Source organism: Flavobacterium chungangense LMG 26729, assembly GCF_000735715.2.
Taxonomy (GTDB): Bacteria; Bacteroidota; Bacteroidia; order Flavobacteriales; family Flavobacteriaceae; genus Flavobacterium; species Flavobacterium chungangense.
This window is the reverse complement of record NZ_JASY01000028.1, coordinates 17,499-44,030: the sequence shown is the minus strand read 5'-3', so window position 1 is coordinate 44,030 and position 26,532 is coordinate 17,499. Positions and strand designations below refer to the sequence as shown.

Annotated in this window: 28 protein-coding genes; 10 read left to right on the top strand and 18 right to left on the bottom strand. The window is 33.3% G+C overall.

The window, feature by feature from the left end; all coding sequences use genetic code 11:
• Positions 1–178 precede the first annotated feature (178 nt).
• The 9 genes from JE46_RS22925 to JE46_RS22880 form a co-directional block, all read right to left on the bottom strand.
• Positions 179–664: an RHS repeat domain-containing protein gene (locus JE46_RS22925; protein ID WP_031457628.1), complete on the bottom strand. Its 486-nt coding sequence runs from the start codon at positions 662–664 to the stop codon at positions 179–181.
• A 481-nt stretch (positions 665–1,145) separates the two neighbouring features.
• Positions 1,146–1,694 carry a hypothetical protein gene (locus tag JE46_RS22915; RefSeq protein WP_031457626.1) on the bottom strand — a complete coding sequence of 183 codons (549 nt, stop codon included), beginning with the start codon at positions 1,692–1,694 and terminating at the stop codon, positions 1,146–1,148.
• A 174-nt stretch (positions 1,695–1,868) separates the two neighbouring features.
• Positions 1,869–2,237 (bottom strand): hypothetical protein, encoded by a 369-nt coding sequence (locus JE46_RS22910; RefSeq protein WP_031457625.1) that lies wholly within the window; start codon positions 2,235–2,237, stop codon positions 1,869–1,871.
• Between the two features lies 1 nt (position 2,238).
• Positions 2,239–2,496, bottom strand: a complete 258-nt coding sequence (locus JE46_RS22905) for a DUF7660 family protein (protein WP_031457624.1) — start codon at positions 2,494–2,496, stop codon at positions 2,239–2,241.
• Between the two features lie 264 nt (positions 2,497–2,760).
• The gene (locus tag JE46_RS22900; RefSeq protein ID WP_031457623.1) at positions 2,761–4,179 is read right to left on the bottom strand and encodes an SDR family oxidoreductase; all 1,419 of its coding nucleotides are present in this window, start codon (positions 4,177–4,179) and stop codon (positions 2,761–2,763) included.
• 6 nt (positions 4,180–4,185) lie between these two features.
• On the bottom strand, positions 4,186–4,869 hold the full coding sequence (locus JE46_RS22895; RefSeq protein WP_031457622.1) for an SDR family NAD(P)-dependent oxidoreductase: 684 nt from the start codon (positions 4,867–4,869) through the stop codon (positions 4,186–4,188).
• Complete coding sequence (locus tag JE46_RS22890; protein ID WP_031457621.1) at positions 4,866–5,132, bottom strand: TIGR03643 family protein; 267 nt, start codon at positions 5,130–5,132, stop codon at positions 4,866–4,868. Before JE46_RS22890 ends, JE46_RS22895 begins: the two co-directional genes overlap by 4 nt.
• 11 nt (positions 5,133–5,143) lie before the next feature.
• Entirely contained in the window at positions 5,144–6,451 is a 1,308-nt protein-coding gene (locus JE46_RS22885; RefSeq protein WP_031457620.1) for an ABC1 kinase family protein, read from the bottom strand.
• On the bottom strand, positions 6,448–7,110 hold the full coding sequence (locus JE46_RS22880) for a TetR family transcriptional regulator C-terminal domain-containing protein (protein ID WP_031457619.1): 663 nt from the start codon (positions 7,108–7,110) through the stop codon (positions 6,448–6,450). Before JE46_RS22880 ends, JE46_RS22885 begins: the two co-directional genes overlap by 4 nt.
• Before the next feature lie 97 nt (positions 7,111–7,207).
• Here JE46_RS22880 and JE46_RS22875 point away from each other — a divergent pair, with 97 nt between their 5' ends.
• Positions 7,208–8,119, top strand: a complete 912-nt coding sequence (locus JE46_RS22875) for a TIGR01777 family oxidoreductase (RefSeq protein WP_031457618.1) — start codon at positions 7,208–7,210, stop codon at positions 8,117–8,119.
• 10 nt (positions 8,120–8,129) lie between these two features.
• Here the strand turns inward: JE46_RS22875 and JE46_RS22870 are convergent, their stop codons facing one another.
• From JE46_RS22870 to rmuC, 3 genes are all read right to left on the bottom strand, one after another.
• Positions 8,130–8,699 (bottom strand): YceI family protein, encoded by a 570-nt coding sequence (locus tag JE46_RS22870; protein WP_031457617.1) that lies wholly within the window; start codon positions 8,697–8,699, stop codon positions 8,130–8,132.
• Between the two features lie 649 nt (positions 8,700–9,348).
• Positions 9,349–9,897, bottom strand: a complete 549-nt coding sequence (locus JE46_RS22855) for an acyl-CoA thioesterase (protein WP_031457614.1) — start codon at positions 9,895–9,897, stop codon at positions 9,349–9,351.
• Positions 9,898–9,935: 38 nt separating this feature from the next.
• Entirely contained in the window at positions 9,936–11,309 is a 1,374-nt protein-coding gene (gene rmuC, locus JE46_RS22850; protein ID WP_031457613.1) for a DNA recombination protein RmuC, read from the bottom strand.
• A gap of 180 nt (positions 11,310–11,489) precedes the next feature.
• On the opposite strand from rmuC, the gene JE46_RS22845 reads away from it, so the two are divergent.
• From JE46_RS22845 to JE46_RS22825, 5 genes are read left to right on the top strand one after another with little or no spacing between them, the layout of a single operon-like run.
• Complete coding sequence (locus JE46_RS22845; protein WP_031457612.1) at positions 11,490–12,350, top strand: protease complex subunit PrcB family protein; 861 nt, start codon at positions 11,490–11,492, stop codon at positions 12,348–12,350.
• A 7-nt stretch (positions 12,351–12,357) separates the two neighbouring features.
• On the top strand, positions 12,358–12,756 hold the full coding sequence (locus JE46_RS22840) for a hypothetical protein (RefSeq protein WP_031457611.1): 399 nt from the start codon (positions 12,358–12,360) through the stop codon (positions 12,754–12,756).
• A 51-nt stretch (positions 12,757–12,807) separates the two neighbouring features.
• Positions 12,808–13,359 carry an RNA polymerase sigma factor gene (locus JE46_RS22835; protein WP_031457610.1) on the top strand — a complete coding sequence of 184 codons (552 nt, stop codon included), beginning with the start codon at positions 12,808–12,810 and terminating at the stop codon, positions 13,357–13,359.
• Positions 13,356–15,479 carry a hypothetical protein gene (locus JE46_RS22830; RefSeq protein WP_031457609.1) on the top strand — a complete coding sequence of 708 codons (2,124 nt, stop codon included), beginning with the start codon at positions 13,356–13,358 and terminating at the stop codon, positions 15,477–15,479. Before JE46_RS22835 ends, JE46_RS22830 begins: the two co-directional genes overlap by 4 nt.
• A gap of 16 nt (positions 15,480–15,495) precedes the next feature.
• Entirely contained in the window at positions 15,496–16,029 is a 534-nt protein-coding gene (locus JE46_RS22825) for a MepB family protein (protein ID WP_031457608.1), read from the top strand.
• A 72-nt stretch (positions 16,030–16,101) separates the two neighbouring features.
• On the opposite strand, the gene JE46_RS22820 is transcribed toward JE46_RS22825, so the two are convergent.
• The 3 genes from JE46_RS22820 to JE46_RS22810 all read right to left on the bottom strand — a co-directional run bounded on the left by JE46_RS22820 (position 16,102) and on the right by JE46_RS22810 (position 21,058).
• Complete coding sequence (locus JE46_RS22820; RefSeq protein ID WP_031457607.1) at positions 16,102–19,518, bottom strand: T9SS-dependent choice-of-anchor J family protein; 3,417 nt, start codon at positions 19,516–19,518, stop codon at positions 16,102–16,104.
• 263 nt (positions 19,519–19,781) lie between these two features.
• The gene (locus JE46_RS22815) at positions 19,782–20,534 is read right to left on the bottom strand and encodes an SDR family NAD(P)-dependent oxidoreductase (protein WP_031457606.1); all 753 of its coding nucleotides are present in this window, start codon (positions 20,532–20,534) and stop codon (positions 19,782–19,784) included.
• Positions 20,535–20,683: 149 nt separating this feature from the next.
• Positions 20,684–21,058, bottom strand: a complete 375-nt coding sequence (locus JE46_RS22810) for a hypothetical protein (RefSeq protein ID WP_031457605.1) — start codon at positions 21,056–21,058, stop codon at positions 20,684–20,686.
• A 137-nt stretch (positions 21,059–21,195) separates the two neighbouring features.
• On the opposite strand from JE46_RS22810, the gene JE46_RS22805 reads away from it, so the two are divergent.
• From JE46_RS22805 to JE46_RS22790, 4 genes are all read left to right on the top strand, one after another.
• A complete protein-coding gene (locus tag JE46_RS22805; protein ID WP_031457604.1) occupies positions 21,196–21,762 on the top strand; it encodes a pseudouridine synthase in 567 nt (188 codons plus the stop codon).
• Between the two features lie 96 nt (positions 21,763–21,858).
• Complete coding sequence (locus JE46_RS22800; RefSeq protein WP_031457603.1) at positions 21,859–22,314, top strand: tRNA (cytidine(34)-2'-O)-methyltransferase; 456 nt, start codon at positions 21,859–21,861, stop codon at positions 22,312–22,314.
• Between the two features lie 2 nt (positions 22,315–22,316).
• A complete protein-coding gene (locus tag JE46_RS22795; RefSeq protein WP_157505987.1) occupies positions 22,317–22,796 on the top strand; it encodes a hypothetical protein in 480 nt (159 codons plus the stop codon).
• 149 nt (positions 22,797–22,945) lie between these two features.
• Positions 22,946–23,527 (top strand): hypothetical protein, encoded by a 582-nt coding sequence (locus tag JE46_RS22790; protein ID WP_031457601.1) that lies wholly within the window; start codon positions 22,946–22,948, stop codon positions 23,525–23,527.
• On the opposite strand, the gene JE46_RS22785 is transcribed toward JE46_RS22790, so the two are convergent.
• The 3 genes from JE46_RS22785 to JE46_RS22775 are packed head-to-tail and all read right to left on the bottom strand — an operon-like array spanning position 23,514 to position 26,485.
• On the bottom strand, positions 23,514–24,290 hold the full coding sequence (locus JE46_RS22785) for an ABC transporter ATP-binding protein (protein WP_031457600.1): 777 nt from the start codon (positions 24,288–24,290) through the stop codon (positions 23,514–23,516). The two genes, JE46_RS22790 and JE46_RS22785, sit on opposite strands and share 14 nt — an antisense overlap.
• A gap of 22 nt (positions 24,291–24,312) precedes the next feature.
• The gene (locus tag JE46_RS22780) at positions 24,313–25,341 is read right to left on the bottom strand and encodes a FecCD family ABC transporter permease (RefSeq protein ID WP_031457599.1); all 1,029 of its coding nucleotides are present in this window, start codon (positions 25,339–25,341) and stop codon (positions 24,313–24,315) included.
• 1 nt (position 25,342) lies between these two features.
• Positions 25,343–26,485: an ABC transporter substrate-binding protein gene (locus tag JE46_RS22775; RefSeq protein WP_031457598.1), complete on the bottom strand. Its 1,143-nt coding sequence runs from the start codon at positions 26,483–26,485 to the stop codon at positions 25,343–25,345.
• Between the last annotated feature and the right edge of the window lie 47 nt (positions 26,486–26,532).

Below are 26,532 nucleotides of genomic sequence, written 5' to 3'. Positions count from 1 at the left end.
AAACGGCTATCTATGACTTAAAAAACATGTTTTTAAGCGCCTCAATTTTTAAAGACTACAACTTAAAAACAAAAATAAACCTCGCTTAAATATGTTTAAACGAGGTTGTTTTTTATGCTTATCTTGAAATTTTACTTTTTTAAGAGAGTTGCGCAACAGCTACGTGTGTTGGTGGTAGTTATTTCTTTAGATATTCAAATTTTGTTTTTCCACGTAACTTAAAATCTTTTTCGCTGGCTACTCTTCCTAAATCCCTAATTTCGATAATTGAATCTTCTTTGTTGTAATAATATTCCTTTAGAAACTCTACATATTGATTTGGATTTATAACTTTTGAATAACTACTATCTCTTTTACTAAAAAGTTTATTGTTTGGATAGTATTTATAATAAGTTTTCATTTGGTTTGTTTCACTAAAAACCCAATCTTCGGTTATTATTCTATTCAATTTGTCATATTTATACTTTGAGATTTCTGAAATTTCGTTGTTTTCAAGTATTGTTTTTTTTGCAATTTTTCCATTTGAATATTCATAATTTATAATTTCACGTAAACCAACTTCAGAAATAAGATTTCCAAATTCATCATATCCAAAGGTTTTAATAATGCTTTCTTTCTCAGCAGGATTAACAATTTTTATTAAGTTTCCTTTTTCATTATACAAATATTTATTCTCTGTATATTTACAATAATGCCATTTCCCTTTCGTCTATAAACTGATTTTGTTTCAGATAATTTGTTTTTTGAATTATAGAAATTAAAACTGTTATTATTAGTACTTATTAATCTGTCTTTTGAGTCATATACACTAACTAATTTGCGTTCTTTTCGGATTAATGAATCTTTTTCGTTTAAGTATTTTTCAGTTTTAGTTATTTCGTAAGATTTGTTTTCTTCAGAATATTTCAGTAAATTATTTTCTTCAATATTTCTACACGAAATAAAATTGAAGAATAGAATTATTAAAATAATGTTTCTTGTCATTGCAGATTTTTATAATTACCACCGACGTTCTGGTACTACAGCGGGTTTGGGACTAAATTAAGCCCTATTTTCGGATTTGCCAAAACATCCCAAATACAGAACCAACTTCCCATTAAGCTAATTGCCCAAATCCGTTGTAGTGGCTGTTAGTGGCTGGCAATTTATTCCTGTTGAATCCATTCATATTTTCCATTTTTCAGATATATAATTCCGCCTCCGCAACTTTCTTTAGCGTGCATATATATTCCGTCATTTAATAGTTTTATTTTATCAACTTCTTTTATTTCTTCTTCGGATAATAATTCTCCATCTTTATTTACATTATTCCAATAGATTTCATTTTTCGGTGCTTTTTCAAAAATTCCTGCCCAATCAATTTCATCAAAACCTTGTTCTAATATATTATTTCCCATTCCGAAATAATCAGTTCTATTTCCGTTTCCAAAGATTATTCTCAAACCGCTTTTTCCGTTTTTCGTACTCCTAACAATTTCAACTATTTCATTCAAATTATCTCCATCTAAATCACACAGAATTTTGTTTGTTTTGTGTTTTTTAGAAGTTTCTATTGTGTCAATATTTTTAACTTTGGTTTCTCTTTTTACTAACGTGTTATATCCTTTATTTTGGACTTTTTCGGATTCTTCTTTTACTTCCTTTTTACAAGAAATAAAAACTAGAATAATAACTATTAAGATTCTAATTTTCATATTTCGTTTTTCTGCGTTTTTTAGGTTTGCTTTCCACTAACGTTCTGGTACTACAGCGGGTTTGCAGTTAAATTAAGCCCTATTCTCGGATTTGCCAAATCATTCCAAATACAAAACCATCTTTCCATTAAGTCAAATGCCCAAATCGTTTGTAGTAGCTGTTATAGCCAGTTTTTATAGTTCAATGTTTTCATTTCCGTCATCGTCTTCTTCCAAATATAGTTTCCAATTTAGTTTATTAGCAATTTGCTTAAATGTGTCAATATATATTTGTTGGTCTATATTTTGTCCTTTTGAGCAAACAATTGCAACCAAAGTTACGAATTGACTCACGTTGTCAGAAGATGAATAATTTCCATTATAAGTTTCTGCCAATATGATGTTAACACACGGGTATTTATCAGTGTTTGTAAACGATTGGTGATTTGTCTGCTTAAAGAATTCTGTTTCTAATAGACACTGAACCACAACTGATTTATCAAGTTTCTGACTAAAGTTCTCGTTATATTGAATGTTATAGTAATTATATCTGTCGCTCCACATCTTATTCGTAAATTTTTGCTCCTTTAAAAATGTCGGCAAAGGTTGACCATTCTGGCTTGTCAGCATTTACATTTAGTTTCATGTTGTCGTAATAACCTTGAATGTCTTCTGTGTAAGTACTTAATGCCTCTAAAAAGTCAGGCAACCTTTTGTTTTCCCAGTCTTCAGGATTGTCCAAAAAATCCTTGCGTAATAAGTCAAGAAACTGAATGAAAGTTTGTCTGTCAGTTACTTTAAAGTCGTTATGTGTCTCGTTCATAAAATTGGCTATAACTCGTATATATGTCTCACAATATCCGACCTATCTACCTGAAATTGGGTGGCTATGTCTGACAACTACATAAAATATTTATTTACGAATATATAAATAAATATCTACAAATTATGAGATGCAATTCTGTTGATGACTCTTATGAAACCTCAAGCCCTAGTCCGGATGGGAACGGCATCCTTTTGTGGCGGTCCCGATAACTATCGCGAGCAAACAAAAGATACAGTGTACAGCTGGATTAAGCTCCTGAAACTACTTAATCAATTTATTCAGCATTCCGTTGAAGATAAAGCCGTGAAAAGGCAATACGGAATACCAGTATAATTTTCCCAAAATTCCTTTTGGCTTAAAAGTCGCTGCCTGATATAAGGTATTGTGAATGATTTTGAATTCGAGCCATGCTTCGCCGGGCAGTTTCATCTCGGCATATAAAATCAGTTTTCCTTCTTTTTTATTGGCATACAGTACACGCCAAAAATCGAGTGCATCGCCGGCATAAATGTTATGTTTATTGGTTCTGCCACGACGGGAACCAACGCCTCCAAACAGCTTATCGATAAAACCTCTCAAACTCCAGAGCCAATCACCATAATACCAGCCGGTTTCACCTCCTATTGACCAAATTCGATTAATGGTATACTCACGATCCCGAATTTCTTTTTTTCGCCGGTCAATGTAACAGCCTTTTTTAGGCACTTTTATATGTGAAGAAATACTGTGGCTGAACCTGCCGCTGATGAGTGAATCCTTCCAGCTTGACGCTACTTTATCTTCATCAACTTTCAATAAGGCTCTTGAAAGTGCTTCTTTGTAACAGATTGGCTGAACGCCTAAAAGTTCATTGATGCGGTGATCGCTGCAAATTACTTCAACTTTCATGCTGCTAACTAAGGCTGTTGCCAGTTTATAAGATGTCGAGGTTACAAAATACAGCCAGTATGATGACAGTTTGGGTGTCATTACCGGAATGGTAAAAATATATCTTTTTAGATTTTTTGCTTCGGCGAAAGCCAGTAACATTTCCTTATACGTTAGAATATCCGGACCTCCAATATCAAAACTGTGATTATACGTAAGCGGATTTAAAAGTGATTTTGAAAGGAATTCCAAAACATCCTTTATCGCAATCGGCTGGCATTTTGTATTGAGCCATTTGGGCGTAATCATGACAGGAAGTTTGTTGACCAGATCACGGATAATTTCGAAAGAAGCACTTCCGGAACCTACTATAATTCCGGCTCTTAAAGTGGTCAACGGAACTTTTGATTTTGCTAAAATACTTTCGACATTTTTTCGTGAAGAAAGATGTTTTGAGAGCGATTTATCATTTACAATTCCGCTTAAATATAAAATTTGCTGTGCCTGGGTTTGATTGATCCTTTCTAAAAAATTCGCTGCCGAAATGCTTTCTAATTCGTCATAATTGGTATCAGAACCCGACATCGAATGGATAAGATAAAATGCCGCATCAATATCTGTCGGAATATTTATTAAAGTTTCCTTATCTAAAAAATCGACTTCGATAACCTGTGTTTTTTCCTGAAAATCTTCCGGTATGTAAAATCTGTTTTTATCCCTTACACAGCAAATTACCTCGTGTCCATGCGTTACCAAAATAGGCAAAATGCGTTTCCCTATGTAACCTGTAGCACCTGTTAAGAGAATTTTCATGAGCCGTTAGATTTTAAATGTCACCAGGCCATAATCCATTTCGAAAATCTGACCTGAAATAGAATTTGCTTTTTCTGAAATCAGGAAATCAACCATGTTCGCTACTTCATCAGGTTTTAAATAACTTTTCATGGGATGGCGTTCTATCATATTTTCTTTCATACGATCGTTTCGTAAAATAGAAGCTGAAAGTGAAGTGTCGGTAATTGTGGGTGCAATTGCATTGACACGTATTGTGGGAGCCAATTCCGCTCCAAGTGATTTTACCAGACCTTCCACACCTGCTTTTGCAGTTGCAATACTGGCGTGAAAAGGCATTCCTAATTTTGCGGCAACGGTGCTGAACAAAACGATTGAAGACTGATTGCCTTTTCTTAAAACAGGGAGATATTTCTGAATTGCTTTTACGGCACCTATCACATTAATTTCAAAGTCATTTCTGAAATCATCAACGCTCAGACCTGAGATAGGTTTTAAATTAATAGAGCCCGGACAATAAATCAAGGTGTCAATATTTTCGATATCAGGAAGTTCGTCTTTCAAAACATCTAAACTAAAATGTTTCAGGTTTGAATGAGTAAAACCGGGTTCGGTTCTGCTGATATTAAAAACACTGTTATGCTCTAACTGCTGCTGCAAAACAGCATTTCCAATACCTTTGCTTCCTCCGATGATTAGAATATACTTCATCTTTTCGAAATTTTATTATGGCTTATGGTTCTTTGTCTGGAACATTTAAAACGCCCTTCTTTAAAATCCCTCAATTTTTCATGCTTAGTTTTCCTTCCCTGAACACGTTCCCTCCACATTTTAAAACTTGAAGCTTTCATTTCGATTCGCATTAAATCGATAACTTCCTGTTCTTTTAAACCAAATTGCATAAAGATAGCTTCAAAAGTTGTTCTGTCTTCCCATGCCATTTCTATGATTCTGTCTTTTTCCAGATCGGTCATTTCTTCTTTTGTTATTTGTATTTTCGAAATTCTTCAACTACAATTTTTGCCTTTAAATCAAACATCAGATTGTACAACCCGAAAAATGTACGGTTCATGTAAATAAAATGCTTCGATCCTCGGTTTCCGTTCATTTTTTTCAGATTGGTATCTTCTGAAAAACGTTTTCCTAATTCGGCAATAGCATTGAAGAATTTTTCATCGGCAAAATCGAAAGTTTCTTCTTGAAAAGGTTTTGTAAATAAAGACAGTAAATCATGAAACATTGCTGTAAAATATTCAATTTCAGCAGGTGAATCGTCCTGACGAAGAATCTCTAATTCGAATAATTTTTCGTTAAAACGTTTTTTATCGGTAATGATATTTTTATTGATTAATTCAAAATACGGAATATAAAAATCATTCGGTATTTCTTTCATACACCCAAAATCAAGAGCAATTAACTGATTTTGTTCATTAACCAAAAAATTTCCTGGATGCGGATCGGCATGCACTTTTCTCAAAACATGAATCTGGTACATGTAGAAATCCCAAAGCGCCTGCCCTATTTTATCGCCCGTTTCCTGATTTGCATTTACAGCCGTAAACTCCGAAAGATGGATTCCGGTCATCCAGTCCATCGTAATTATTTTATCTGATGAATATTCAGGATAATAATTTGGAAAAAGTATGTTTTCGATTTTACTGCAGGCTTCTACAACTTCCTGGCTTTGTTTTAATTCAAGAAGATAATTTGTTTCTTCGATCAGTTTGTCTTCGACTTCCTTAAAATATTTATCAGAATCTTTTCCCTGTAAATTAAACATTCGGATCGCAATAGGTTTGACCAAAGCCAAATCTGAGGAAATACTGTTGGCAACACCCGGATATTGGATTTTTACAGCTAGTTTTTTATCGTCTTTAACAGCCAAATGCACTTGGCCGATACTAGCCGCATTTACAGAATTGGCATTGAATTCATCAAAGATTTCATAAGGCGTTTTGCCAAAATTACTTTTGAATGTTTTTAAAACCAATGGCGCAGAAAGTGGCGGAACAGAAAATTGCGATAACGAAAATTTTTCTACATACGCCTGTGGCAGAAAGTTTTTGTCCATGCTCAGCATCTGGGCAACTTTAAGGGCACTTCCTTTTAAGCTTTTTAATCCGTCGTAAATGTCTTCGGCATTATTTTCATTGAGTTTATCGCGGGTCAAATCTGGATTGACTATTTTTTCAGCATAATGTTTTACGTAGTTTACGCCTATTTTAGCCCCTGTCTGCACCAATTTTCCTGCTCGTTCTATTTTTGACGTTGGGATATAATCTATTGTTTTCATTGTTTGCTGTATATTTTTTCTTTGAACAGAAATTTTCCTAAATCAATTAGGTGATTCATTGGCGCTACATTCATTAATTCGAAGGAAGCATTTACAGATTTCTCAATAAAAATATCTGTTTTTTCAAAAGCCGCAGATTCATCATCTTTCCAGAACTTTATCGTCAGCATCAATTGCAGCCAGGCACTTTCCTGAATGGCTTTTTCCTGAAATTTTTGAAGTTTTTCCAGTTCCAGTCTATAATCATCAGTCAGGATTTCAGAAACGTATTCTTTAAAACTATCTCTAAGTGAGGTAAGCTGTACCAAATTTTTCAACGGATTTCTGTCCATTTTTAGGGATTGCAGCACATAACTTCTGTTGGCTGTAAGTATTTCGAAAAATGTAAAGTAAAAACTCAACATTTTATTTTTCATGTCGTATTCTAAATAATCCGTGTTTTTATGCAACAGATCAACAGTATTGACAAAAAACAATCTGAAAATTTCTTTTTCCAAACCTTCAAGTGTTCCAAAAAAAGCATAAAATTCAGCTTCTGTAAAATCATTTTCTTTGGCAAAATGATAAACTGATTTTGGTTTTTGTCCCTTTTCTAAAACCTCATTCATGTATTTTGAAACGATGTCATCTCTTGTAATATTGTTTTTTGTAGTTGCCATTTCTTAAAATTTAGAATTTGCCTTAAAGGTAAGCAATGTTTAAGTATCTTTACTTATCGTTAAACAGAATGCACTGTTAAATATATTATAAACTATCATGGCTAAAAATATTTTATTAACCGGAGGAACCGGATTTATTGGAAAATACCTTACCGATGTACTGATTGCTAATGGTTTTTCTGTATCTATTTTAAGCAGAAGTGACAGAAATAACACTGATTTTATCAAATATTACAAATGGGATTTAGAGCGCAATTTGATTGATGAAAATGCGATTCTTAAGGCTGATTACATCATCCATTTAGCCGGGGAAGGAATTGTCGAAAAAAGATGGACTGCCAAACGCAAAAAAAACATCCTGGAAAGCCGCACACAACCCATAGAACTTATATATTCTGTTTTAGAAAAAAACAATAAATTACTGAAAGGTTTTGTTTCGGCCTCAGCAGTTGGAATTTACGGAGCTGAAACTTCTAATGAAATTTGTACGGAAAACAGCCCTCATGCCAATGATTTTTTAGGCTTAACTTGTCAAAAATGGGAACATGCTGTTGATAAAATTGAATCTTTAGGAATTAGAACCGTAAAAATCAGAACAGGAATTGTATTAGGAAGAAATGAAGGTTTTTTAAAAAAACTTACACCGGGTTTTAAAATCGGATTTGGAACAGTATTAGGAACCGGAAAACAATATTTGCCCTGGATTCACATTGAAGATTTATGCATCATTTATTTAAAAGCTATTCAGGATGAGCAAATAAATGGTGCTTATAATGCAACTGTTTTAGACAATACTACAAACGCAATATTATCTAAAACACTTGCCAATTTGTATGGATATTCGATTTGGCTTCCTAAAATCCCTGCATTTATCCTTAAACTATTTTTAGGAGAAATGAGTGTTGCCGTCCTAAACGGTCAAAGAGTTTCATCTGAAAAAATTAAAAAAGCAGGTGTTCATTTCCTTTATGAAGATTTAAAAACAGCGCTTTCTAATTGTTTGCCTTAAAAATTAATTTTTATTTTAGAGTCAGTAGATTTTGTTCATCACCTCCAATAACTCCGTTTAATTGAGTTTTTGCAATTTTTGCAATTTTTGAAGCTATTCTTTCCGGAATGTCAATATCAAAATCAGCAGTAGAAATTGGAAAATCTGATATAATTCGTATTCCTCCATTGGCTTTTTTTAACATTGCCTTTACCACTATTTCTTTAGATTTTCCGCGAATCATTAATCTACCTTTAATTACGTATTCTTTTTCAACTTCATCAATGTCTTTTAAATCAAATTTTTCGATTTTTCCTTTAAAAAAAGCTTTAGGGTACCGGTTGCTTTCGATATAATTTTCATTGAAATGCTCTTCCATCAAATCTAGTTTAAAATGAAAATCTCTCATAATAACAGTACATAAAAAAGTACTTGTTTTGGGCTCCAAAATAATCAAAACCGAACTGTTTACCGCTTTTATTTCTTCAAAAAATGGCACTGAAGCTTCAAAATTTATTATTGCTTTGCTGGTAGTTATTTTTTCCTGAGCAATAATAGAATAAGTAGTAAATAGCAGAATAAGTAAAATAGTTTTTTTCATAATCGTCTGCAATTAAACAATTATGTCATTCGGTTTTATTTAAAAAAAGAAAAGCTGAAATGAATCAGATTAAAAAAATCGAATGGCGTAACTCCGTGAAACATAGTAATACAACCATGTACTTAAAGTTACGAAAATTCGAGGGATAGAGTTGAGGATTTAATGCTAAATATTTGTGAATTTTTTACTATTATCTTCTGCCTTTTATTAGAGCATAAATTGCATTTATAAAGAATAAAATCTGAGTGATGATGATTATAAATGAAGTTATAAATATTCCCCAATTCATTCTTTCGTAAAAATTATTATGATCCAAAAAAAACGATATTCCTTCAGGTTTTATCATACTAATCACTTGAAAAAACAGCACTAAAAGAAATACTCCTTTAATTGTGAATAACGTATGTGTGATTACAATCCATTTTATTAAACTAAAATTTAATTTTATCAAAATAAAATATATTATTGCAAGAAAAATAGAACAATGACAGCAGGATTCCTAAATCAAAATATCTGATAACTAAATAAGTATCATGAATATTAACATCTAAAGTTTCATTTGGAATTATAAAACTAAATAGCAGGAATACAGGAATTAAAACGGCAAATAGAAAATATGGTTTTCCTGAAATAAAGTTTATCATAAATACTATCCAATTTCCAACAGCACATTATATTTATCTAAACTAGCCAAATCTTCGATAGAATTAACTTTTGCTTCTTTGGCATGTTCTTCTATTTCTTTTTTGGTTTCAATTTGTTTGATACATTTTCTAAAACGGCGTACTTCATCCAAATTGGTTAAAATTAGTCCCGGAACCTGAACACTTTTACCTTCCTTATCTTTCGCAACCATCGTGAAATAGGATGAATTGCAATGTTTGACAGCCCCGGTCTGAATGTTCTCTGCCTCAACACGAATACCTACAATCATCGAGCTGCGACCTACATAATTTACAGAAGCTTTCATTGTTACCAGTTCACCAACTTCGATAGGTTTTAAAAAGTTTACGGTATCAACCGAAGCGGTTACACAATAATTGCCGCAAAATTTAGAAGCACAAGCAAAAGCAATCTGATCTAATAATTGTAAAACATATCCTCCGTGAATTTTACCGCTAAAGTTGGTATGCGACGGAAGCATTAATTCTGAAATACTAATTTTTGATGAAGAAACGGGTTTGAAATCTGTAGTCATTAATAATCTGTTTTTGGTTTGTTTATTTAAGTGGTAGTTTAATTTAATAATTGATTTTCATCAGTATTGGCAGCTCTGGCAATAATATTTTCAGGAAGCGATTTTTTTGCTTTGGCACCCATTTTTTTCAATTTTTCGACACTCACAATCAGGTTTCCTTTTCCGTCAACAAGTTTATTCATTGCATTTTCATATTCGGTTTTGGTGTCTTTGATTTTGTTTCCAATTTTTACTAAATCCGTAACAAACCCTTCAAATTTATCATACAATGCTCCGGCCTGACGTGCAATTTCAAAAGCATTTTCCTGTTGCTTCTGGTTGGCCCACATACTGTCGATTGTTCGTAAAGTTGCCAATAAGGTAGTTGGTGTTACAATAACAATGTTTTTCTCAAAAGCTTTATTGTACAAATTAGAATCCTGATTTAAAGCAATGGCAAAAGCGGGTTCAATAGGAATAAAAAGCAAAACAAAATCCGGACTTTCAATTTGATACAGATCATGATAATTCTTGCTCCCTAATTGCTCAACATGCCGTTTGATGGAGTTGACATGTTCTTTTAAAAGATCTGCTTTAAGAAATTCCTCTTCTTCATTAATCCATTTTTCATAAGCGGTTAGCGACACTTTTGAGTCGACAATCATTTTTTTTCCGTCGGGAAGATTAATGACTACATCAGGAAAAACCCGATTTCCATCGGCATTGGTAAAACTTTGCTGCACTTCATATTCCCTTCCTTTTTCCAGTCCTGATTTTTCCAAAACACGTTCTAAAACCAGTTCGCCCCAATTTCCCTGCATTTTGCTGTCTCCTTTCAGCGCCCTGGTCAAATTTAAAGTCTCTTTGCTCATCTGAATATTCATTTCGCTCAAGCCTAAAATCTGCTGGCGCAAAGCTGCGTGGTAATCGATACTTTCTTTATGAGTTTGTTCTACTTTTTGCTCAAAACCCTGAATTTTATCCTGCAGAGGCAACAGAATATTTTTCATATTTACGGAATTCTGCTCAGTAAATTTTGCTGATTTTTCTTCGAGGATTTTATTGGCTAAATTTTCGAATTCTTTAGTAAATTTTTCCTGCAATGCTGTTATTTCTGCTTTTTGTTCTTTGTGGCGTTCCCATAAATTTTCAAAATCAACTTCTTTTTTTGAGAGCTGAATTGCTAAACTATCTTTCTCATTTCGAATATTTTCTTTCTCTGAATGGATTAAATGGAGCTGTTTTTCAAAACTGTTCTTTTCGTTTAAAAATTGTTCTCTCTGGAATAGTAATTGTGAATTTGCTCCATTAAGTTTTTCATTCAAACTTACTTTCTCTGATTCAAATTTAGCCGAAGATAAAACTCTCCCTAAGTAAATGCCCAGGAATAAAGCCAAAACGAAAACCATCAGAAACGGAACAAAATCGAACATAAACACGTAAATTTTTAAGTAAAAGTACGCAATAATACGTAGTTCTTATTCTTTACAATTAATATTTCACGAATTAGTATCTAATCTAAATTAAATAAACAATTCAGTCATCTAAAAAATTTCAACGCAACCATTTTAAAACAATTACATCTACTAAATATAAACCTAATAATAAAATTCATGAAAAAGTTAATGTTAAGCTTATTTATAGCTTTTGGATTCAGTGCGTGTTCACTGAATGATGATTTACCTCAAGATACGTGTGGAACATATACTAACGTTTCATTTACCGGCTTTCCTCTTTCCTGCAACTATACAATTAAAGAGGCCTTACCCAATCCTGCAGCTATAATTGTAAATAGTCAGGAAAAACTGAATCAGTATTTTACACAACATGCTAATTCATGTACTGTTGCCAGTGATCCAAATATTAATTTCACTAATAACTTTTTGATTGGACTTTATTCTGGTCAAAAATCAACCACAGGTTACGGTATAAAAATCACTTCGATTGTAGAAAACAATTGCCAGATTGTTGTTAATTTTTATGAGCACGGACCACAAAGCGGAGAGACCACTACTCCAACTGCAACCTATCCTGCTGATTATGTTTTGATTCCTAAAACGACAAAACCTATTTATTTTAACAAAACTACAGAAAACAAAGACAATATTGTAATTGGAACTTTTGGCAGTGTTAATGACTTTTTCCAACTAAATGATTACAATATTCTTAAATATCTAAATGTAGCTACCGGAATTTATGAATTTGGACAATATAAATATACTGCTACAATAAAAAGGGGTGAATACACGTTGTTCCTGAAAAGTGTCCCAACTGAAATCTTAAACTTAAAAGGCCAAACCAAAACCTACGGATCTCCAGACCCGGCAAATCAGGGTGGTGTTTATTTTGAATTACACCAAGGTGCCAGTACAACAAAAATCTATATCGACAACACTGATACAGCAGATCAAAGTACAGAAGTGAAAGCTTTCAAGAAGGCAATTAAAGACAAAATTGTACTCTTAAAAATTTAAACAAATCATGACAAAAAAACTATTCCTTTTTATTGTACTTATCATTTTTACAACTGCTTATTCATTTGAAGTTAACACAACTAAAACCAATCCCATTATTGATACCTGGGTCTGGAAAAAAACGATTGGCGGAGAAAATAATCCATATGTTTCTACTCCTAAAACAATAGGATTCAATAAAAAAATAGTTTTTACCAATGATGGAAAAATCATCACTTACAAAGATGATGTTGAGATTCGCAACAGTACGTATGAAATCAAAAAAGGGATCAGTTTTTTTGACCAGTCAGAAAAGGATCTGATCTCTTTTGAAGGCAAAACATACATTATAGAAAACCTTGATAATCAAAACTTAACAATCATAAGTAATGACTCTGAAGGCACACGTACTATCTATAAAAAATAGGTTAAGAGTCTAAAAAAAGTTATTTTTGCCTAAACCAAACAACCCCTCTTTTTGAAAGACGATTTAGACATATACATTAAACAATGCATACAGAATGACAGAGCAGGACAACTGAAAATTTATCAGTTGTTCTCACCTGTTTTATATGGTATTTGCTTAAAGTATATGAAAAATGAAGACGATGCTAAAGATGTTTTTCAGGAAGCCTTTATAATTGTTTTTCAAAAAATCCATCAGTACAAATTTGAAGGCAGTTTTGAAGGTTGGTTAAAACGAATTTTTATCAATAAACTAATCGAAACATTAAATAAGAAAAAAAAAGAAAGTTTCTTTTTGGATGTTTTTGATCCTGATACCGATTTTATAGAAGAAGAGGAATTAGAAATTATTCCGATAGCACAAGAAAAATTACTCGAATATATCCGGGACTTACCTGATCAGTATCGCATGGTTTTTAACTTATATGTTTTTGAAAAAATGAAACATAGAGAGATTGCAGAACAACTCAAAATTTCAGAAGGTACTTCTAAATCAAATTTAAACAGGGCCAAACGAATTTTACAAAAACGAATTTTGAGTATTAAAAATTTTAAAACAGCATGAAAAAGCAGAAAATAGAAGATATTTTTTCATCAATGGAAGATTTTTCGAGTGTCCCACCACCCGAATTATGGAATAAAATTGAAGAAGAACTTGATAAACCTAAAAAGAAAAAAAGAGCAATTCTTTGGTGGTCTGCTGCTGCATGCCTTTTACTAGGGTTATTGCTTCCTTCTGTTTTACGTTTTAATTCTGATTCAGGAATTGGAACAACAAATAAAGAATCTGTTGTTCTTGACGAAAACAAACAAAACGCAGAGAGTAACAAAATAATAAGCACTGAAGAAAATAATGCAGAAAAAAAGGCTGATGTTGTTGAAAATTCATCTTTAGAAAATACAGTAAAAGAATCTAATAATCCTCAAAACAACAATCCATATAGAACAACAATTACTCCTAAAAATTTCAGGAATAAAATCAATTCCGGTATTTCTGACCAGGAATCAAACAATACAACAAAAAATACAAATCAGGCTGTAGCCGAAAAAACATTTACAGCAGGAAAACAAAATTCGTTCAATTCTTCTTCAAATAATCAGGCTTTACAAGCTGAAAAAAGAAATGAAAATCAGGCGGTAGCTGAAAAAACATTCACAGCAGGAAAACAAAATTCGTTCAATTCTTCTTCAAACAATCAGGCTTTACAAGCTGAAAAAAGAAATGAAAGTCAGGCTGTAGCTGAAAAAACATTTACATCAGGAAAACAAAACTCTTTCAATTCTTCTTCAAATAATGAAGGTTTACAAGCTGAAAAAAGAAATAAAAATCAGGCTGTGGCTGAAAAAACATTCACAGCAGGAAAACAAAACTCGTTCAATTCTTCTTCAAATAATGAAGCTTTACAAGCTGAAAAAAGAAATAAAAATCAGGCTGTAGCTGAAAAAACATTTACAACAGGAAAACAAAATTCGTTCAATTCTTTTTCAAACAATCAGGCTTTACAAGCTGAAAAAAGAAATGAGAATCAGGCGGTAGCTGAAAAAACATTCACAGCAGGAAAACAAAATTCATTCAATTCTTCTTCAAACAATCAGGCTTTACAAGCTGAAAAAAGAAATGAGAATCAGGCGGTAGCTGAAAAAACATTCACAGCAGGAAAGCAAATTTTTTTCAATTCTTTTTCAAACAATCAAGTACCAAACTCTATTTTTGAAGAAAAATTAGCTTCAAAAAACAATGCTGTTACTGTTTTAAACTCTTCTAATTTAATTTCAGAAAACAAACAAAATACAACAAAAGAAGTTTCAAACGAAGCCCTAACAACAAAAATAATTCTTGCTGAAAATAATCAAAAGAAAAATTCTGAATATACGAATTCGTTAACCAAAGTGGATTCACTTCAATTAGTAGAATTACAAAATTTAGAAAAGGGAATTGTAGAGGTTAAAACTGAAAAAGACAAAGAAAGTAAATCTATTCCTAATTCTGAAAAATGGTCATTGGACGTTTTTGCAGGAGTTGCAAATTCTCAAAATTACGGTAAGCAAAAGACTTTAGGAAATGTTAACGAATCCAAACAAACGAACGCATACGGAGTAAAGACAAATTACAAACTCAATAAAAAATGGGCTGTAAGTTCTGGTTTAAAAATTAACGAATTAGGTCAAAGTATCGCTAATGTTTCTTATTACCAAACATCTGAAACAGCTTCATATCCTGCAATAAGCGACTATTTAATTCAGAGTTCTGCAGTAGTTGCGCCAAAGATAACAACCAACTCCAGCTATGTTTTTGTTTCAAAAAATACTCAAAACGCTTTAAAAAGTGATAATTCAGAAAATGGGAATATCGAACAGAGTTTAAAATATATTGAGATGCCCCTTGAAGTTTCTTATGCGATTTTTAGCAAAAGTAAAACCAGTTTAAGTCTAAATACGGGTGGTTTTGTAGGGAAATTAATTTCAAACAATGTGACCTTAAACGGAGATTCAATAGGTGATAATTTAAATGCCAGTGACTTTGTTTACGGAACTTTACTAAGCAGTACTTTACAATATCGTTTATACAAAAAAACAAATGTTTTTGTTCAGCCTGGTATGAATTACTACATCAATCCATTAACCAAACAAACTTTTAATCAATTTCAGTGGGCATTTAATTTTGGTTTGAATGTTTCGTTTTAAATCAAGATATTAAATTATGAAAATTCCGGACAGTTGGATTAATCTGAAGACATTTCCAGATGATTTAATTTTAGTTAAAGAACTGGTTTACGATTATTGCAATTTAGAATGTACACAACCTCAACCAGAAGCAGAAAGTGCTGAATATAGTGCTTATCGTTTTGAGATTAATAAAAAGACAATCTGCTATAGAGAAGCTAAAATTACGCCAACAAAGACGGGGCAATTTGTCACTTTATGGAAACGTAATATATCAGGAACCATTGAACCCTTTGACTTTTCGGACACAATAGATTTTGTAATTATTAGTGTGCGAAAAGAAAATAGTTTTGGGCAATTTATTTTTCCCAAAGCTGTTTTGCTAGAAAAAGGGATTTTTTCTACAGCAACCAAAGAAGGCAAAAGAGCTACGAGAGTTTATCCGCCATGGGATACTACAACAAGTAAACAGGCTCAAAAAACACAACAGTGGCAGTTGGATTATTTTTTAGAAATATCAGAAAACCAATCTTTTGTTTCAAGAATAAAAAAAATATTTGATGTTCAATAAGTACTTTTTAAAAGAATCAAAAAAGGCAGTTCGGATTTGAACTGCCTTTTGAGTAATTGATTATTTTCTGTTCTACTTTTTTATAATCTTTCCTTTAAACACAACTTTGTTATTTTCAGTCAAAGTATAAATATAAAATCCACTTTGTAAATAATTTACAGGAACCGCTGTAGTATTTATATCCTCATTTGCTCTAACGTCAACAGGATTCCCTGTTAAACGTCCATTGCTATCATACAATCTTAATTTTAATTTTTTTTCTGTATTGCTTTTTACAACAACATTTATCACATCTGTTGCCGGATTAGGAAATGTTTTTACGGCAAATGCTTTATTAGTTTCAAAATCAATTGTTCCCAGATTATCTGCACTCAGTTCAAAGCGGGCAATTACCGGACCATGATCTGAAGTTGTGGTTGTATAGTTAGCAATATCCACACGCGGATCATAAACAGCGATTGAATTGGGAATATATTCATCTGCTAACTCATTTGAAATAACAATATGATCAAGAAATCCTCCAGAGCTTAAAAAGCTATAGGCACCTGCCTGACTGATTCCCAAAGTTAGCGCATTATAATTACTGGTATCATTAACAAACGATTCGTAAGATGAAGGATTTGGAGTAATAACAGACGCTTTTACATCATCATTAAAATCTCCCAAAATTATCAAATTAGAGTTTGGATAATGAACATCCAGACTGTCTTTCAAAAATTGAGCATCATATTTACGCATATTATATCTCCCTATATCTGTTCCGCTATTCGCACGGGCATGAAGGTCAATCAGGTTAATCTCTTTTGTAACTCCGCCAATATTAGTTTCTATTTGAACCAGATACGGCAAACGTCCTGAAGAGAAAAAACTATCATCATTTCCGCCCGGATAACCAGATAAAGTTACTGTATTAGCACGCACATCATCATACAATTCTTTGAACATTACACGAGTCTTTTTTACAGTTGTTGTTTGTGTATTATAAAGTACCACTAATTTTTGAGGAGGAAAATTCGGGTCAGGAGCATTAAATGAATACGACCATGATGTCGAAATTGTTTTGTCAAATGTTTTGCCGTTAATATTTAGTTTCTGAATCAAAAGATCCAAAGACGGATCATCAGATACTTCCTGAACTACATAAACATCAGCATTTAGTTTATTCATTACTTTCGCTACATTATCAATCTGCAGGGCATCATCTGTTGGGCCAAATTCTACATTATCAGTACCTTTCACATCAGTACCAAAAAATTCTAAGTTATAGGTTACGACATCAAAAGTATCTGCTTTTGGAAGTGAAGAACCTGTAAATGATCCAATTTGTTTATTCAACGAAGTGCCAGTGACTGTTAAACTTCCGGAAATAGTTAATTGCTTTACCGTAGGAGAAAATTGTACATAAATCGTTTTATTGTTTGCCGCTTCAGTAGCATCAACAACAATACTGGACTGAAATGAAACATTATCTGAAGACAATTTATAATCTGCAGGAGCAGTAAGTGTAATATCGCCATAACCTTCTGCGTTGAAAATAAAAGACTGAATTACTGATACCGCATTTACATTTACATCACCAAAATCTAAAACAGGATTTGCATCCACATAACCTGCCTCATCAGTAATTGCTACATCATCCAATGACCATTCTGCAGCAAAATTAGATCCTCCTGCTGTAGTTTCATAAACCCAGGCTAAATAAGTATTATTGGTTTTAAACCCGCTTAAATCAATGTATTTTGAAGCAGTATAAATTCCGGTTACTGTTGGGAATTTACCGTTTAACGGGGTCCAGGTTGCTGTTTCAGGATTACTTTTACCATCATAATCTGTCGAAACCATTAATTTTAACTCCGGACCTGCATAAAATTTACGTGAAGAAAAAGACAGCAATGCAAATTGACTAAAATTATTCAAACGCAATCTCGGCGAAATCAACCAGTCTTTGCTCGCACCTGTATCAGAATATCCGTTTATAAGTACAGCACCGCTTCCTGAATTTACATTTCTTACAGTCGTTGTATGTCCCCATGCATTTAAGTTACCAGCTGCATTATATTGTTTCCAGCCGCTATTGGTTAATACATTTACATCATTAAATCCCTGAACATAAGGATTGATTCCAACACCTGATAAAGTGATGTTTTTTACCGCTGCTCCGGCTGATTCATGTACTATCGATCCTGAAAAACCAGATACAGAAGTTGGTGTAAACCGAACATAAACTGTTGGTGTAGTATTTGAAGCAAAATCTGATACAGCATATATTAAAGAAGAACCAAATGTGTTATTATCTTTAGAAATAGTAAAATTGGCCGGTGCTGTAACTGTTACATCAGCAGTAAGGCTTGATCCCTGAATTTGGTAACTTAAGCTTTCAGAGCTGTAATTGGCTTCGGAAAAACCTAAATCAAGAGAAGAAACTGAAGTTGACAAAGATGGAGTAACTACACTAGAAGTTGTAACATCTACCTTATTTACAACGGACTGAATATTTCCATAAAGATCCTCAGAAACTGAAAAAACAGCGTAAATTGTATTCAAATTTAATCCTGTAAAACTTTTCAAATATTCCTGAGAGAAATCTGTAATATCTAAATAACCTGACTGTAAAGCAACAGCTCCGGATGCATCCTGACCGGCTTTTACCTGAGCAACTGATGGTTCTGTGCTTCCTCCAGGCAACAAAACATAATACGTTTTACCAATTTCATTTATTTTATTGACAAAATCAAAACTTTCCCCCAGGATATTATTTATTTTTGGATAATCAGTAATATTAACCGGAGCATATACATCACTCCTCATATCAAAATTATCAATTGCAAAAGATGGTCGGGACCCGCTGCCTGATACTTGTCTTGAAATCCATCTGATTTGCACTACAGGCTGGTTATTACATGCTGCAGGCAAAGTTACTTTTATAGTTTGTGGATTTTGTGGTGTAACAACTCCCGAACCAGTTTGTGTAGTCGTATTATTTCTATAGACAGTTTCTAATAATGATGTAAAAGGCGCAGTAGTACCTACCCTGTATTGCAGAACCATTTCATTAATACGGATATTGCTCCCTCCGTCATAAGGATTACGGATTGTCATGGCATCATATTGTACCATTATTGCAGACTGTCCTGTTGCATTAAATGCAAAACCAATTGTTAAATCTGAACTGCTATTATTCAGGAAACCAATTTTGCCATTATAATTATGAATATTTCCACTGGTGGTACTTGCAGAACTACTCGCTGTTAGTGGTTTGTCTCCTGCAAGTGTCGCACTTGTATTAAAAACAGATCCTGGAGCAGATGCTGCGTTCCATCCCTGAAATCCAGATGGATAAACTATAGAACTCGCTGATAGGCCGATAAAAGTTTCCGTGTATGGTAATGATCCTACCGGGTCTGGCATTGTCTGTGCAGTCAGATTAGCTGACAAGCCGAACAGACATAAAAAAACCATTAGATGCCTGAAGAAGTAAATGTTTTTCATAAGCTTTAAAATAAATTTTTAAGACAATAAATTTATACCCTTTAAAGTTAAGAGAATATTATAAAACCATAAACTTAAACACACTAAACTTATAAACATTTCACAACAAAACACTCTTTTCAAGAAACTTCTATTTAATATTTTTAACAAAACAACAATTAAACAGCTAAATTTACATTTTTTACGCTATTCCTTTTTAACAAAAGAGCACAAAAAAGGCCATCTGAAAAACAGACAGCCTAATAATATATTTCAAAAAAAACCTAAACTGAAGTGTAACCGCCATCTGCAATAATGTAACTTCCCGTTGTATAAGAAGCTTTTTCAGAACTTAGGAAAACAACTAATTCAGCAATTTCCTCTGAAGTTCCTAAACGATTCATAGGCGCTTTTGCAGCTACTGCATCCATGGCGCTTTTGTCTAAATTGTTCTTCAGCAAAGCCGTTTCAATATAACCGGGTCCAACAGCATTACAACGAATATTTTTTTGAGCATATTCAACTGCGATGTTTTTACTTAATCCCACAACCGCATGTTTTGAAGCTGTGTAAGCAGGACTGTTTGGAGCAGCAACCTGCCCATGAATAGAGGCAATATTTACAATACTTCCGCCACCGTTTTTTTCCATTTGTTCCAGCTGATATCGGCAAGCATAAAAAACACCATTTAAGTTCAATGCAATTACTTTGTCCCATTCTTCCGGTTCATATTGACCTGTAGGTTTTGCCGGTCCACCCGTACCCGCATTGTTGCAGGCTATATCCAGACTGCCATATTTTTCAACCACTGTTTCAACCATTCTTTTATTATCACTTGCGCTCGAAGAATCTCCTTTAATAAAAAAAGCTTCTCCTCCTGCATCTTTTATAGCTTTTACGGTTTCGTCACCGTGCTCAGCATTTATATCCGAAATTACTACTTTTGCTCCCTCACGAGCGTAGGCTTCTGCTACAGCACGTCCAATTCCTGAACCTCCTCCTGATACAAAAGCCACTTTGTTTTCTAAAAGTGCCATTTTTAATAAATTTAAATTTGTATATACAAGTTACAAACATATTAATGGACAGAAAATATAAAAACTGAGTTTACAATAAAATTAACTGTAATTGCTAATGATATGTTATTTGACAATATAATTACATCAACTAACAAAAAAATCCGTAATCAATTTTCTTCCTCATCCAATTTCATGTTTCCGCGATCTTCATGGTTGTCCGGATTTGAATTTGGATAGCGGTTTGGCGTTATATCCGAATTCCGGTCTTTGTTTTCGACAGTCTTTTTTGCCTCTTCTTCAGTTTCTACTCCACGACTTGAATTTGGATTATTTGAAGTTGCATTCTCAATTTTCTGAATCTCTTTGTTTTCATTCCTTGCCCTTTCTACTATTTGTTTATTTCCCTGCACATCCGTAACAACTTCTTTTTTTAAATTTGCATCCTCAGATTTGCCGTCGTGCGAAATATTTTTTCCTTTCGATTCGTCTATATTTTTTTGTACTCCATTTATCTTTTTTGAACCTAAATTATTAGTTTTCATATCATTATTATTTAAAATTACTATTATAATATTACGAATTCTAAATTTTAAAACTAAATGGTTTAACATTGCCTTTAGTTTATTATACGATTATTTTTAATGAAGATGAAACAAACTATCTTTGCAAAAAATTAAAAATGCACAGACACTTTATTCTTTTTAAACCTTATGGCTACCTCAGCCAATTTATTTATGAATTAAAAAGGAAGAAAAAGCTTTTAGGTGAATTGCATGATTTTCCGGAAGGGACAATGGCAATAGGAAGGCTCGATGAAGATTCTGAAGGTTTGCTTTTGCTTACTACAGACGGAAAAGTCAGCGAACAGATAAGAAGCAAAAAAGTTGACAAAGAATATTACGTTCAGGTTGACGGAATTATAACTCCCGAAGCAATTGAACAATTGCAGCAAGGTGTAGAAATTGGTTTTGAAGGATTAAAATACAAAACAAAACCCTGTACCGCTTTTATCGTTACCGAAATTCCTGATTTTGGTCCAAGAGCCAAAAAGATCAGGGACGAACGTCATGGTCCAACCTCATGGGCTTCGATAACGGTTAATGAAGGAAAATTTCGTCAGGTTCGAAAAATGACAGCAGCAGTTGGTTTTCCGACTTTAAGGCTTGTACGAGTTCGGATAGGAAATGTATATTTGCAAGGCTTAAAAGCCGGAGAAGTCCGAGAGGTAGATCAATTTGAGAATTAGATAATGTGACAATTAGTCCATTAGATAATTCCAAAAAACTCATAACTCATAACTTATAACTCATAACTTATAACTCATAACTTATAACTCAAAAAGATGCTAAACGTTGTTCTCGTAGAACCGGAAATACCAAACAATACCGGAAATATTGGCCGCTTGTGTGTAGGCACAGAAAGCAGACTGCATTTAATTCATCCGTTTGGATTTGTAATTAATGATAAAAACCTAAAACGTTCCGGCTTGGATTATTGGGTTCACCTTGACGTAACCGAATATCAAAATGCTGAAGAATGGATAGCACAGATTCCGGATCAATCGCGTGTGTTTTTAATGAGTTCACATTCTGATAAATCGTATCTCGAAAATGAATTTCAGGATGGTGACTGGCTGGTTTTTGGTAAAGAAAGTGTTGGTTTGAGTAAGGAGTTTATGGCAAGATTCGAAAATCATTTGACTATCCCGATGTCAAAATTAATACGAAGTTTTAATATTGCCAATTCTGTTGCTTTTGTAGTGGGCGAAGCTAAAAGACAAATTGCTTTGAAGAAATAATTATGAGACCCATTATTGATTTAAATAACCTCAGCTATTCTAAAGAAACTAAGATTTATTTCACTCGAATGAATATTCTCCTTAGAATAGTAATTATGACGGCACTAATGGGAGTTTCAATTTATTATTTTGTAGATAATAAATTTTGGGTCGCACTTTTGACAGCGGGTATATTTTTATTTCAAATTCCTTATTTAACAGAATCTATAAAGCGAATAAACGAAATTCAGTTTAGGATTAATGCTAAAGGGATTCAATACCAAGATGACATGTTAGAAAGCTGGGACAATATTGAAAATGAAAGAGTCGAGAGTGTATACACTGATGAAGGAAGTGATCACTATTTTGTTTACTTTATTAAAGATTCTGGACAAGTAATGAAATTTGATATTGCTTCTTTAAGCATTGACAGCAGCGAATTAAAACATTGTCTTTATATACAGCGAGGCCGTTTTGAGAATGAAAAAGCCGGAAAGATTTAGAGCTATCTTTTTCTTTAAATTTGAAAATATTAATTCCTTTTGAAAACAATTGCCCTAGCCCAGATCGAAGCGGCATCCTTTTATTTTTTTCCTTTAAAAAAATAAAAGATACAGCGGAGAGCGGGAATAGCTTCTAATAGAAACAGAAAATGATATTCGAATTAAAACTCTTTCTTACTGATTTATTTTTTGCTTTCAGCATTTTTACTTTGCTGTTTTTTATTGTTTCAATTTTTAGCAAAAAAGCATTTTTAAAAAATCTGGACGAAGAAGTTTCGCGTTTTATTGTTTTTACGGGAATAATTTATGCAGTGCTTTTAGTTGTCGAAATTTTTATAAATCTCAATAGTTCTGATCAGGAAGGACGGTTTTCTTATTATGAGTTGATTTTTGGAAAATATTGGGTAACATTCTGGATCGAACCTTTGGTCTGGATCTTGATGACACAGTTGCTTAGGTTTAAGAAAATAAGAAGAAATGTTTTTTTAAGATTGCTTTTCAGTTTCATATTTATTCTAACAATAGAAAATATAATCTCTTTTTACAGTCTTTTTAATCGTGATTATCTGCCAAGTTCGTGGCGAATAAAATCTTCTTTATTTATCTATCCTTCCAATATATTTTTGGAGATTTTAATGAAGGTTTTTATTTTATTAGTGTTGGTTGGGATTTTCTATACTATAGATTGGAAAATAAAGGATTGGAAAATATCCAAAATTAAGTCACAATAAACTTCCCTTTCTCAGCATCAAAAACAATATGTTCGTCTTTAAATAAAGCAGAGAAACATCCTTTTGAAATTAAATTACAAGGTTCGTCCTGAACTACCATTTCCGGAGTCATGATAATCATTTCGTCGCTGAGCTGAATAGCCAGATCAATGTCGTGCGTTGAAAATAAAATGCATTTTTGAGTTTCCTGTGTTAGCTTTTTCAGCAATTTGAATAGTGAAACTTTATGCAGTAAATCGAGATGCGTTGTGGGTTCGTCCAGAATAATTAAAGGAGTGTCCTGTGCCAGAGCTCTTGCGATTAAAACTTTTTGCAATTGACCATCGCTTATTTCAAAATGCCTTTTTGCAGCTAAATGTTCAATTTGTGTCAACTGCATTGCCTGACTTACTTTCTCAATATCGATTTCTGTTAAAGTTCCTACCCAATTGGTATAAGGCTGGCGGCCCAAGGCAACCAATTCAAATACCGAAAGATTGCTTGGAGGCAATTTTTCAGTTAAAACCAAACTTAAGCTTTGTGCTAAATCTAATGGTTTGTAGGTGTTTATATTTTTATCATTTAGAGAGACACTTCCTTCTAATGCTGGCTGAATTCCTGTAATCGTTCTCAGCAATGTCGACTTTCCTACTCCGTTGGCTCCAATTAAAGCAATGAGTTTTCCTGAATCAAAAGTCAAATTTAAATCCTGAGCAATAGTCACAGCAACTTTCTTGGTTTTGTAGCCAATACTTAAATTTGAAGTGGAGAGGATTGTGTTCATTTTTGCCATTGATTTAAACTAATTACTTGAAATTCCTTTTTCGTACCAATAACCAAATCACAACCGGTGCCCCAATTATAGACGTAATAGCATTTATTGGAAGCGTCACATCAAAACCGGGCATTTGAGAAACTATATCACAGAATAGCACGATAATAGCTCCAAAAAGCAAAGTACTCCAAAACAAAATCATATGATTACTGGTTTGGAAAGTCAGTTTTGCAATATGTGGAACTGCAAGGCCAATAAAAGCAATCGGACCTGCAAAAGCGGTGATACTTCCGGCTAGAATACTGGTCGCAAAAATGATTATTAATCTGGCTTTCTTGAAATTCAGCCCCATACTTTTTGCATAATTTTCTCCCAGTAGCAAAGCGTTCAAAGGCTTGATACTGCATGCACTTAAAACTAAGCCAAAAGACACACTAATAGCTAAAACAATGATTGATTTCCATGAAAGGTTTCCAAGATTTCCTAAGGACCAAAAAGTAAATTTCTGAAGCTGTTCAGCAGTACTAAAATAGGTCAAAACACTTACGATTGCCGTTGTAAAGCTTCCAAACATTAATCCAACGATCAAAATTGCCATTGTATCCCGTAATCGCTGTGAAACTAACAAAACCAGGAGTAAAACGAGTGTGCTTCCTAAAGTCGAAGCCAAAACAATTCCGTATGATGATAATGCAATTATTTTCAAAAAGGACGGCAAAAAGCCTGCCCCCAGAATCACAAAAGCTACGCCCAAACTTGCACCTGAACTTAATCCTAAAACATAAGGTCCTGCAAGCGGATTTCTAAACAAAGTCTGCATCAGCAAACCGCTTATTGAAAGTCCCGTTCCAACTAAAATGGCGGTAATGGCTTTTGGCAAACGATAGTTAATAATGATATATTCCCAAGTCGATTTACTAGCCTCACCTCCCGTTAAACTTGCATAAACATCTTTAAACGGAATATTCACCGAACCCAAACTAATACTCGCAAAAAACATCAGAAGAAGTCCTAAAGCTAAAATGCTAAATAAAATCGTATTTCTTTTTCTGTTCGGCAATTTAGTTCAGTTTAGTTGCAAAAGTAAACTCATAACCCGGCAATAAATCCGGATGAAAAATTTTAATATAATCTTTCAGAACCAAATCAGGCCTGCTTGGTGATAATTCATAATAAATAGTTCCGCCTGTGGCTCCAAACTTACTTTCTAAACAATAAACTGATTCGTTTTTAAAAGCATCAAATTCATTATAATGCGGATTTGCTTTTTGTAATTCGTCTAAAGTTTTAAAGGATCCTGAAACAATCCAGAAGTTTGCGGTTTGGGCTTTGTCTAAAACTTTTTCAAATGACAAGCCCTGGCTTCCGGTGCCTTCTAAATCTGACCATAAATAATTAGACTGAGCATCTTTCATAAATTTGGCAACCCAGCTGTTTCCTTTTGCCACATACCATACATCTTCATACATTGAACCGTACAAAACAGTAGAAGCTACAGGTTTTCCGGCTACTAATTTTTTTGCCTGATCATAACTTGTCACAATTTTATCGAATAATTCTTTTGCTTTGTCTTCTTTTCCAAATAAGGCCCCGTAAAGTTTAATCCATTCTGCTTTGCCAAGTGGAGACTGCTCCATCCAATCAGCCTGAATTAGTACATTTAAGCCACTTTTTTTCAAATTATCCAACATTGGATTATTATTGTCTACTCCAAAAGTCACAATCAAATCCGGTGACAATTCTATTAATTGTTCCATATTTAATTTTTCGTTCTGCCCCACATTTTTAACAGCACCTTTATCTATTAATGCTCTGGTTTTTTCAGAAGAAATATAATCTGTATGCGGAAACCCCGTCAGTTTGTTTTCGACATCGAGCATTTCAAGAAACGGAATATTGGTTGTTGAAGTCACCACAACTGATTCCAAAGGCACTTTAATCGTTGTATAATTCTGTAGACTGTCAGGCACTTCAGCATTTTTTTCTTTTAAAATATATTTAAACTTTTTATTGGCTTCCGGCCAGGGATTCGAAACTGTCACAATTGAGTATCCTTCGTGTTTTACAATAGAAAGTCCGGAAGCATACTCGATAGTATTTTTAGGAATTTTAGAAGTTACAATTTGATTGCTTTCATTTTTCTTACATCCTGTCAGTATAAAAAATGAGACAATAAAAATAAATTTAGAAAATAAATGTTTCATATGCATGTTATATTGTTTCAGGAAATATGGCATTATTATTGTCTGCT

Bases quoted from the DNA above. Each gene is read 5' to 3' on its own strand.
- JE46_RS22915 (WP_031457626.1), bottom strand. From the start codon at position 1,694: ATGAAAATTAGAATCTTAATAGTTATTATTCTAGTTTTTATTTCTTGT.
- JE46_RS22910 (WP_031457625.1), bottom strand. From the start codon at position 2,237: ATGTGGAGCGACAGATATAATTACTATAACATTCAATATAACGAGAAC.
- JE46_RS22905 (WP_031457624.1), bottom strand. From the start codon at position 2,496: ATGAACGAGACACATAACGACTTTAAAGTAACTGACAGACAAACTTTC.
- JE46_RS22900 (WP_031457623.1), bottom strand. From the start codon at position 4,179: ATGAAAATTCTCTTAACAGGTGCTACAGGTTACATAGGGAAACGCATT.
- JE46_RS22895 (WP_031457622.1), bottom strand. From the start codon at position 4,869: ATGAAGTATATTCTAATCATCGGAGGAAGCAAAGGTATTGGAAATGCT.
- JE46_RS22890 (WP_031457621.1), bottom strand. From the start codon at position 5,132: ATGACCGATCTGGAAAAAGACAGAATCATAGAAATGGCATGGGAAGAC.
- JE46_RS22885 (WP_031457620.1), bottom strand. From the start codon at position 6,451: ATGAAAACAATAGATTATATCCCAACGTCAAAAATAGAACGAGCAGGA.
- JE46_RS22880 (WP_031457619.1), bottom strand. From the start codon at position 7,110: ATGGCAACTACAAAAAACAATATTACAAGAGATGACATCGTTTCAAAA.
- JE46_RS22875 (WP_031457618.1), top strand. From the start codon at position 7,208: ATGGCTAAAAATATTTTATTAACCGGAGGAACCGGATTTATTGGAAAA.
- JE46_RS22870 (WP_031457617.1), bottom strand. From the start codon at position 8,699: ATGAAAAAAACTATTTTACTTATTCTGCTATTTACTACTTATTCTATT.
- JE46_RS22855 (WP_031457614.1), bottom strand. From the start codon at position 9,897: ATGACTACAGATTTCAAACCCGTTTCTTCATCAAAAATTAGTATTTCA.
- rmuC (WP_031457613.1), bottom strand. From the start codon at position 11,309: ATGTTCGATTTTGTTCCGTTTCTGATGGTTTTCGTTTTGGCTTTATTC.
- JE46_RS22845 (WP_031457612.1), top strand. From the start codon at position 11,490: ATGAAAAAGTTAATGTTAAGCTTATTTATAGCTTTTGGATTCAGTGCG.
- JE46_RS22840 (WP_031457611.1), top strand. From the start codon at position 12,358: ATGACAAAAAAACTATTCCTTTTTATTGTACTTATCATTTTTACAACT.
- JE46_RS22830 (WP_031457609.1), top strand. From the start codon at position 13,356: ATGAAAAAGCAGAAAATAGAAGATATTTTTTCATCAATGGAAGATTTT.
- JE46_RS22825 (WP_031457608.1), top strand. From the start codon at position 15,496: ATGAAAATTCCGGACAGTTGGATTAATCTGAAGACATTTCCAGATGAT.
- JE46_RS22820 (WP_031457607.1), bottom strand. From the start codon at position 19,518: ATGAAAAACATTTACTTCTTCAGGCATCTAATGGTTTTTTTATGTCTG.
- JE46_RS22815 (WP_031457606.1), bottom strand. From the start codon at position 20,534: ATGGCACTTTTAGAAAACAAAGTGGCTTTTGTATCAGGAGGAGGTTCA.
- JE46_RS22810 (WP_031457605.1), bottom strand. From the start codon at position 21,058: ATGAAAACTAATAATTTAGGTTCAAAAAAGATAAATGGAGTACAAAAA.
- JE46_RS22805 (WP_031457604.1), top strand. From the start codon at position 21,196: ATGCACAGACACTTTATTCTTTTTAAACCTTATGGCTACCTCAGCCAA.
- JE46_RS22800 (WP_031457603.1), top strand. From the start codon at position 21,859: ATGCTAAACGTTGTTCTCGTAGAACCGGAAATACCAAACAATACCGGA.
- JE46_RS22795 (WP_157505987.1), top strand. From the start codon at position 22,317: ATGAGACCCATTATTGATTTAAATAACCTCAGCTATTCTAAAGAAACT.
- JE46_RS22790 (WP_031457601.1), top strand. From the start codon at position 22,946: ATGATATTCGAATTAAAACTCTTTCTTACTGATTTATTTTTTGCTTTC.
- JE46_RS22785 (WP_031457600.1), bottom strand. From the start codon at position 24,290: ATGAACACAATCCTCTCCACTTCAAATTTAAGTATTGGCTACAAAACC.
- JE46_RS22775 (WP_031457598.1), bottom strand. From the start codon at position 26,485: ATGAAACATTTATTTTCTAAATTTATTTTTATTGTCTCATTTTTTATA.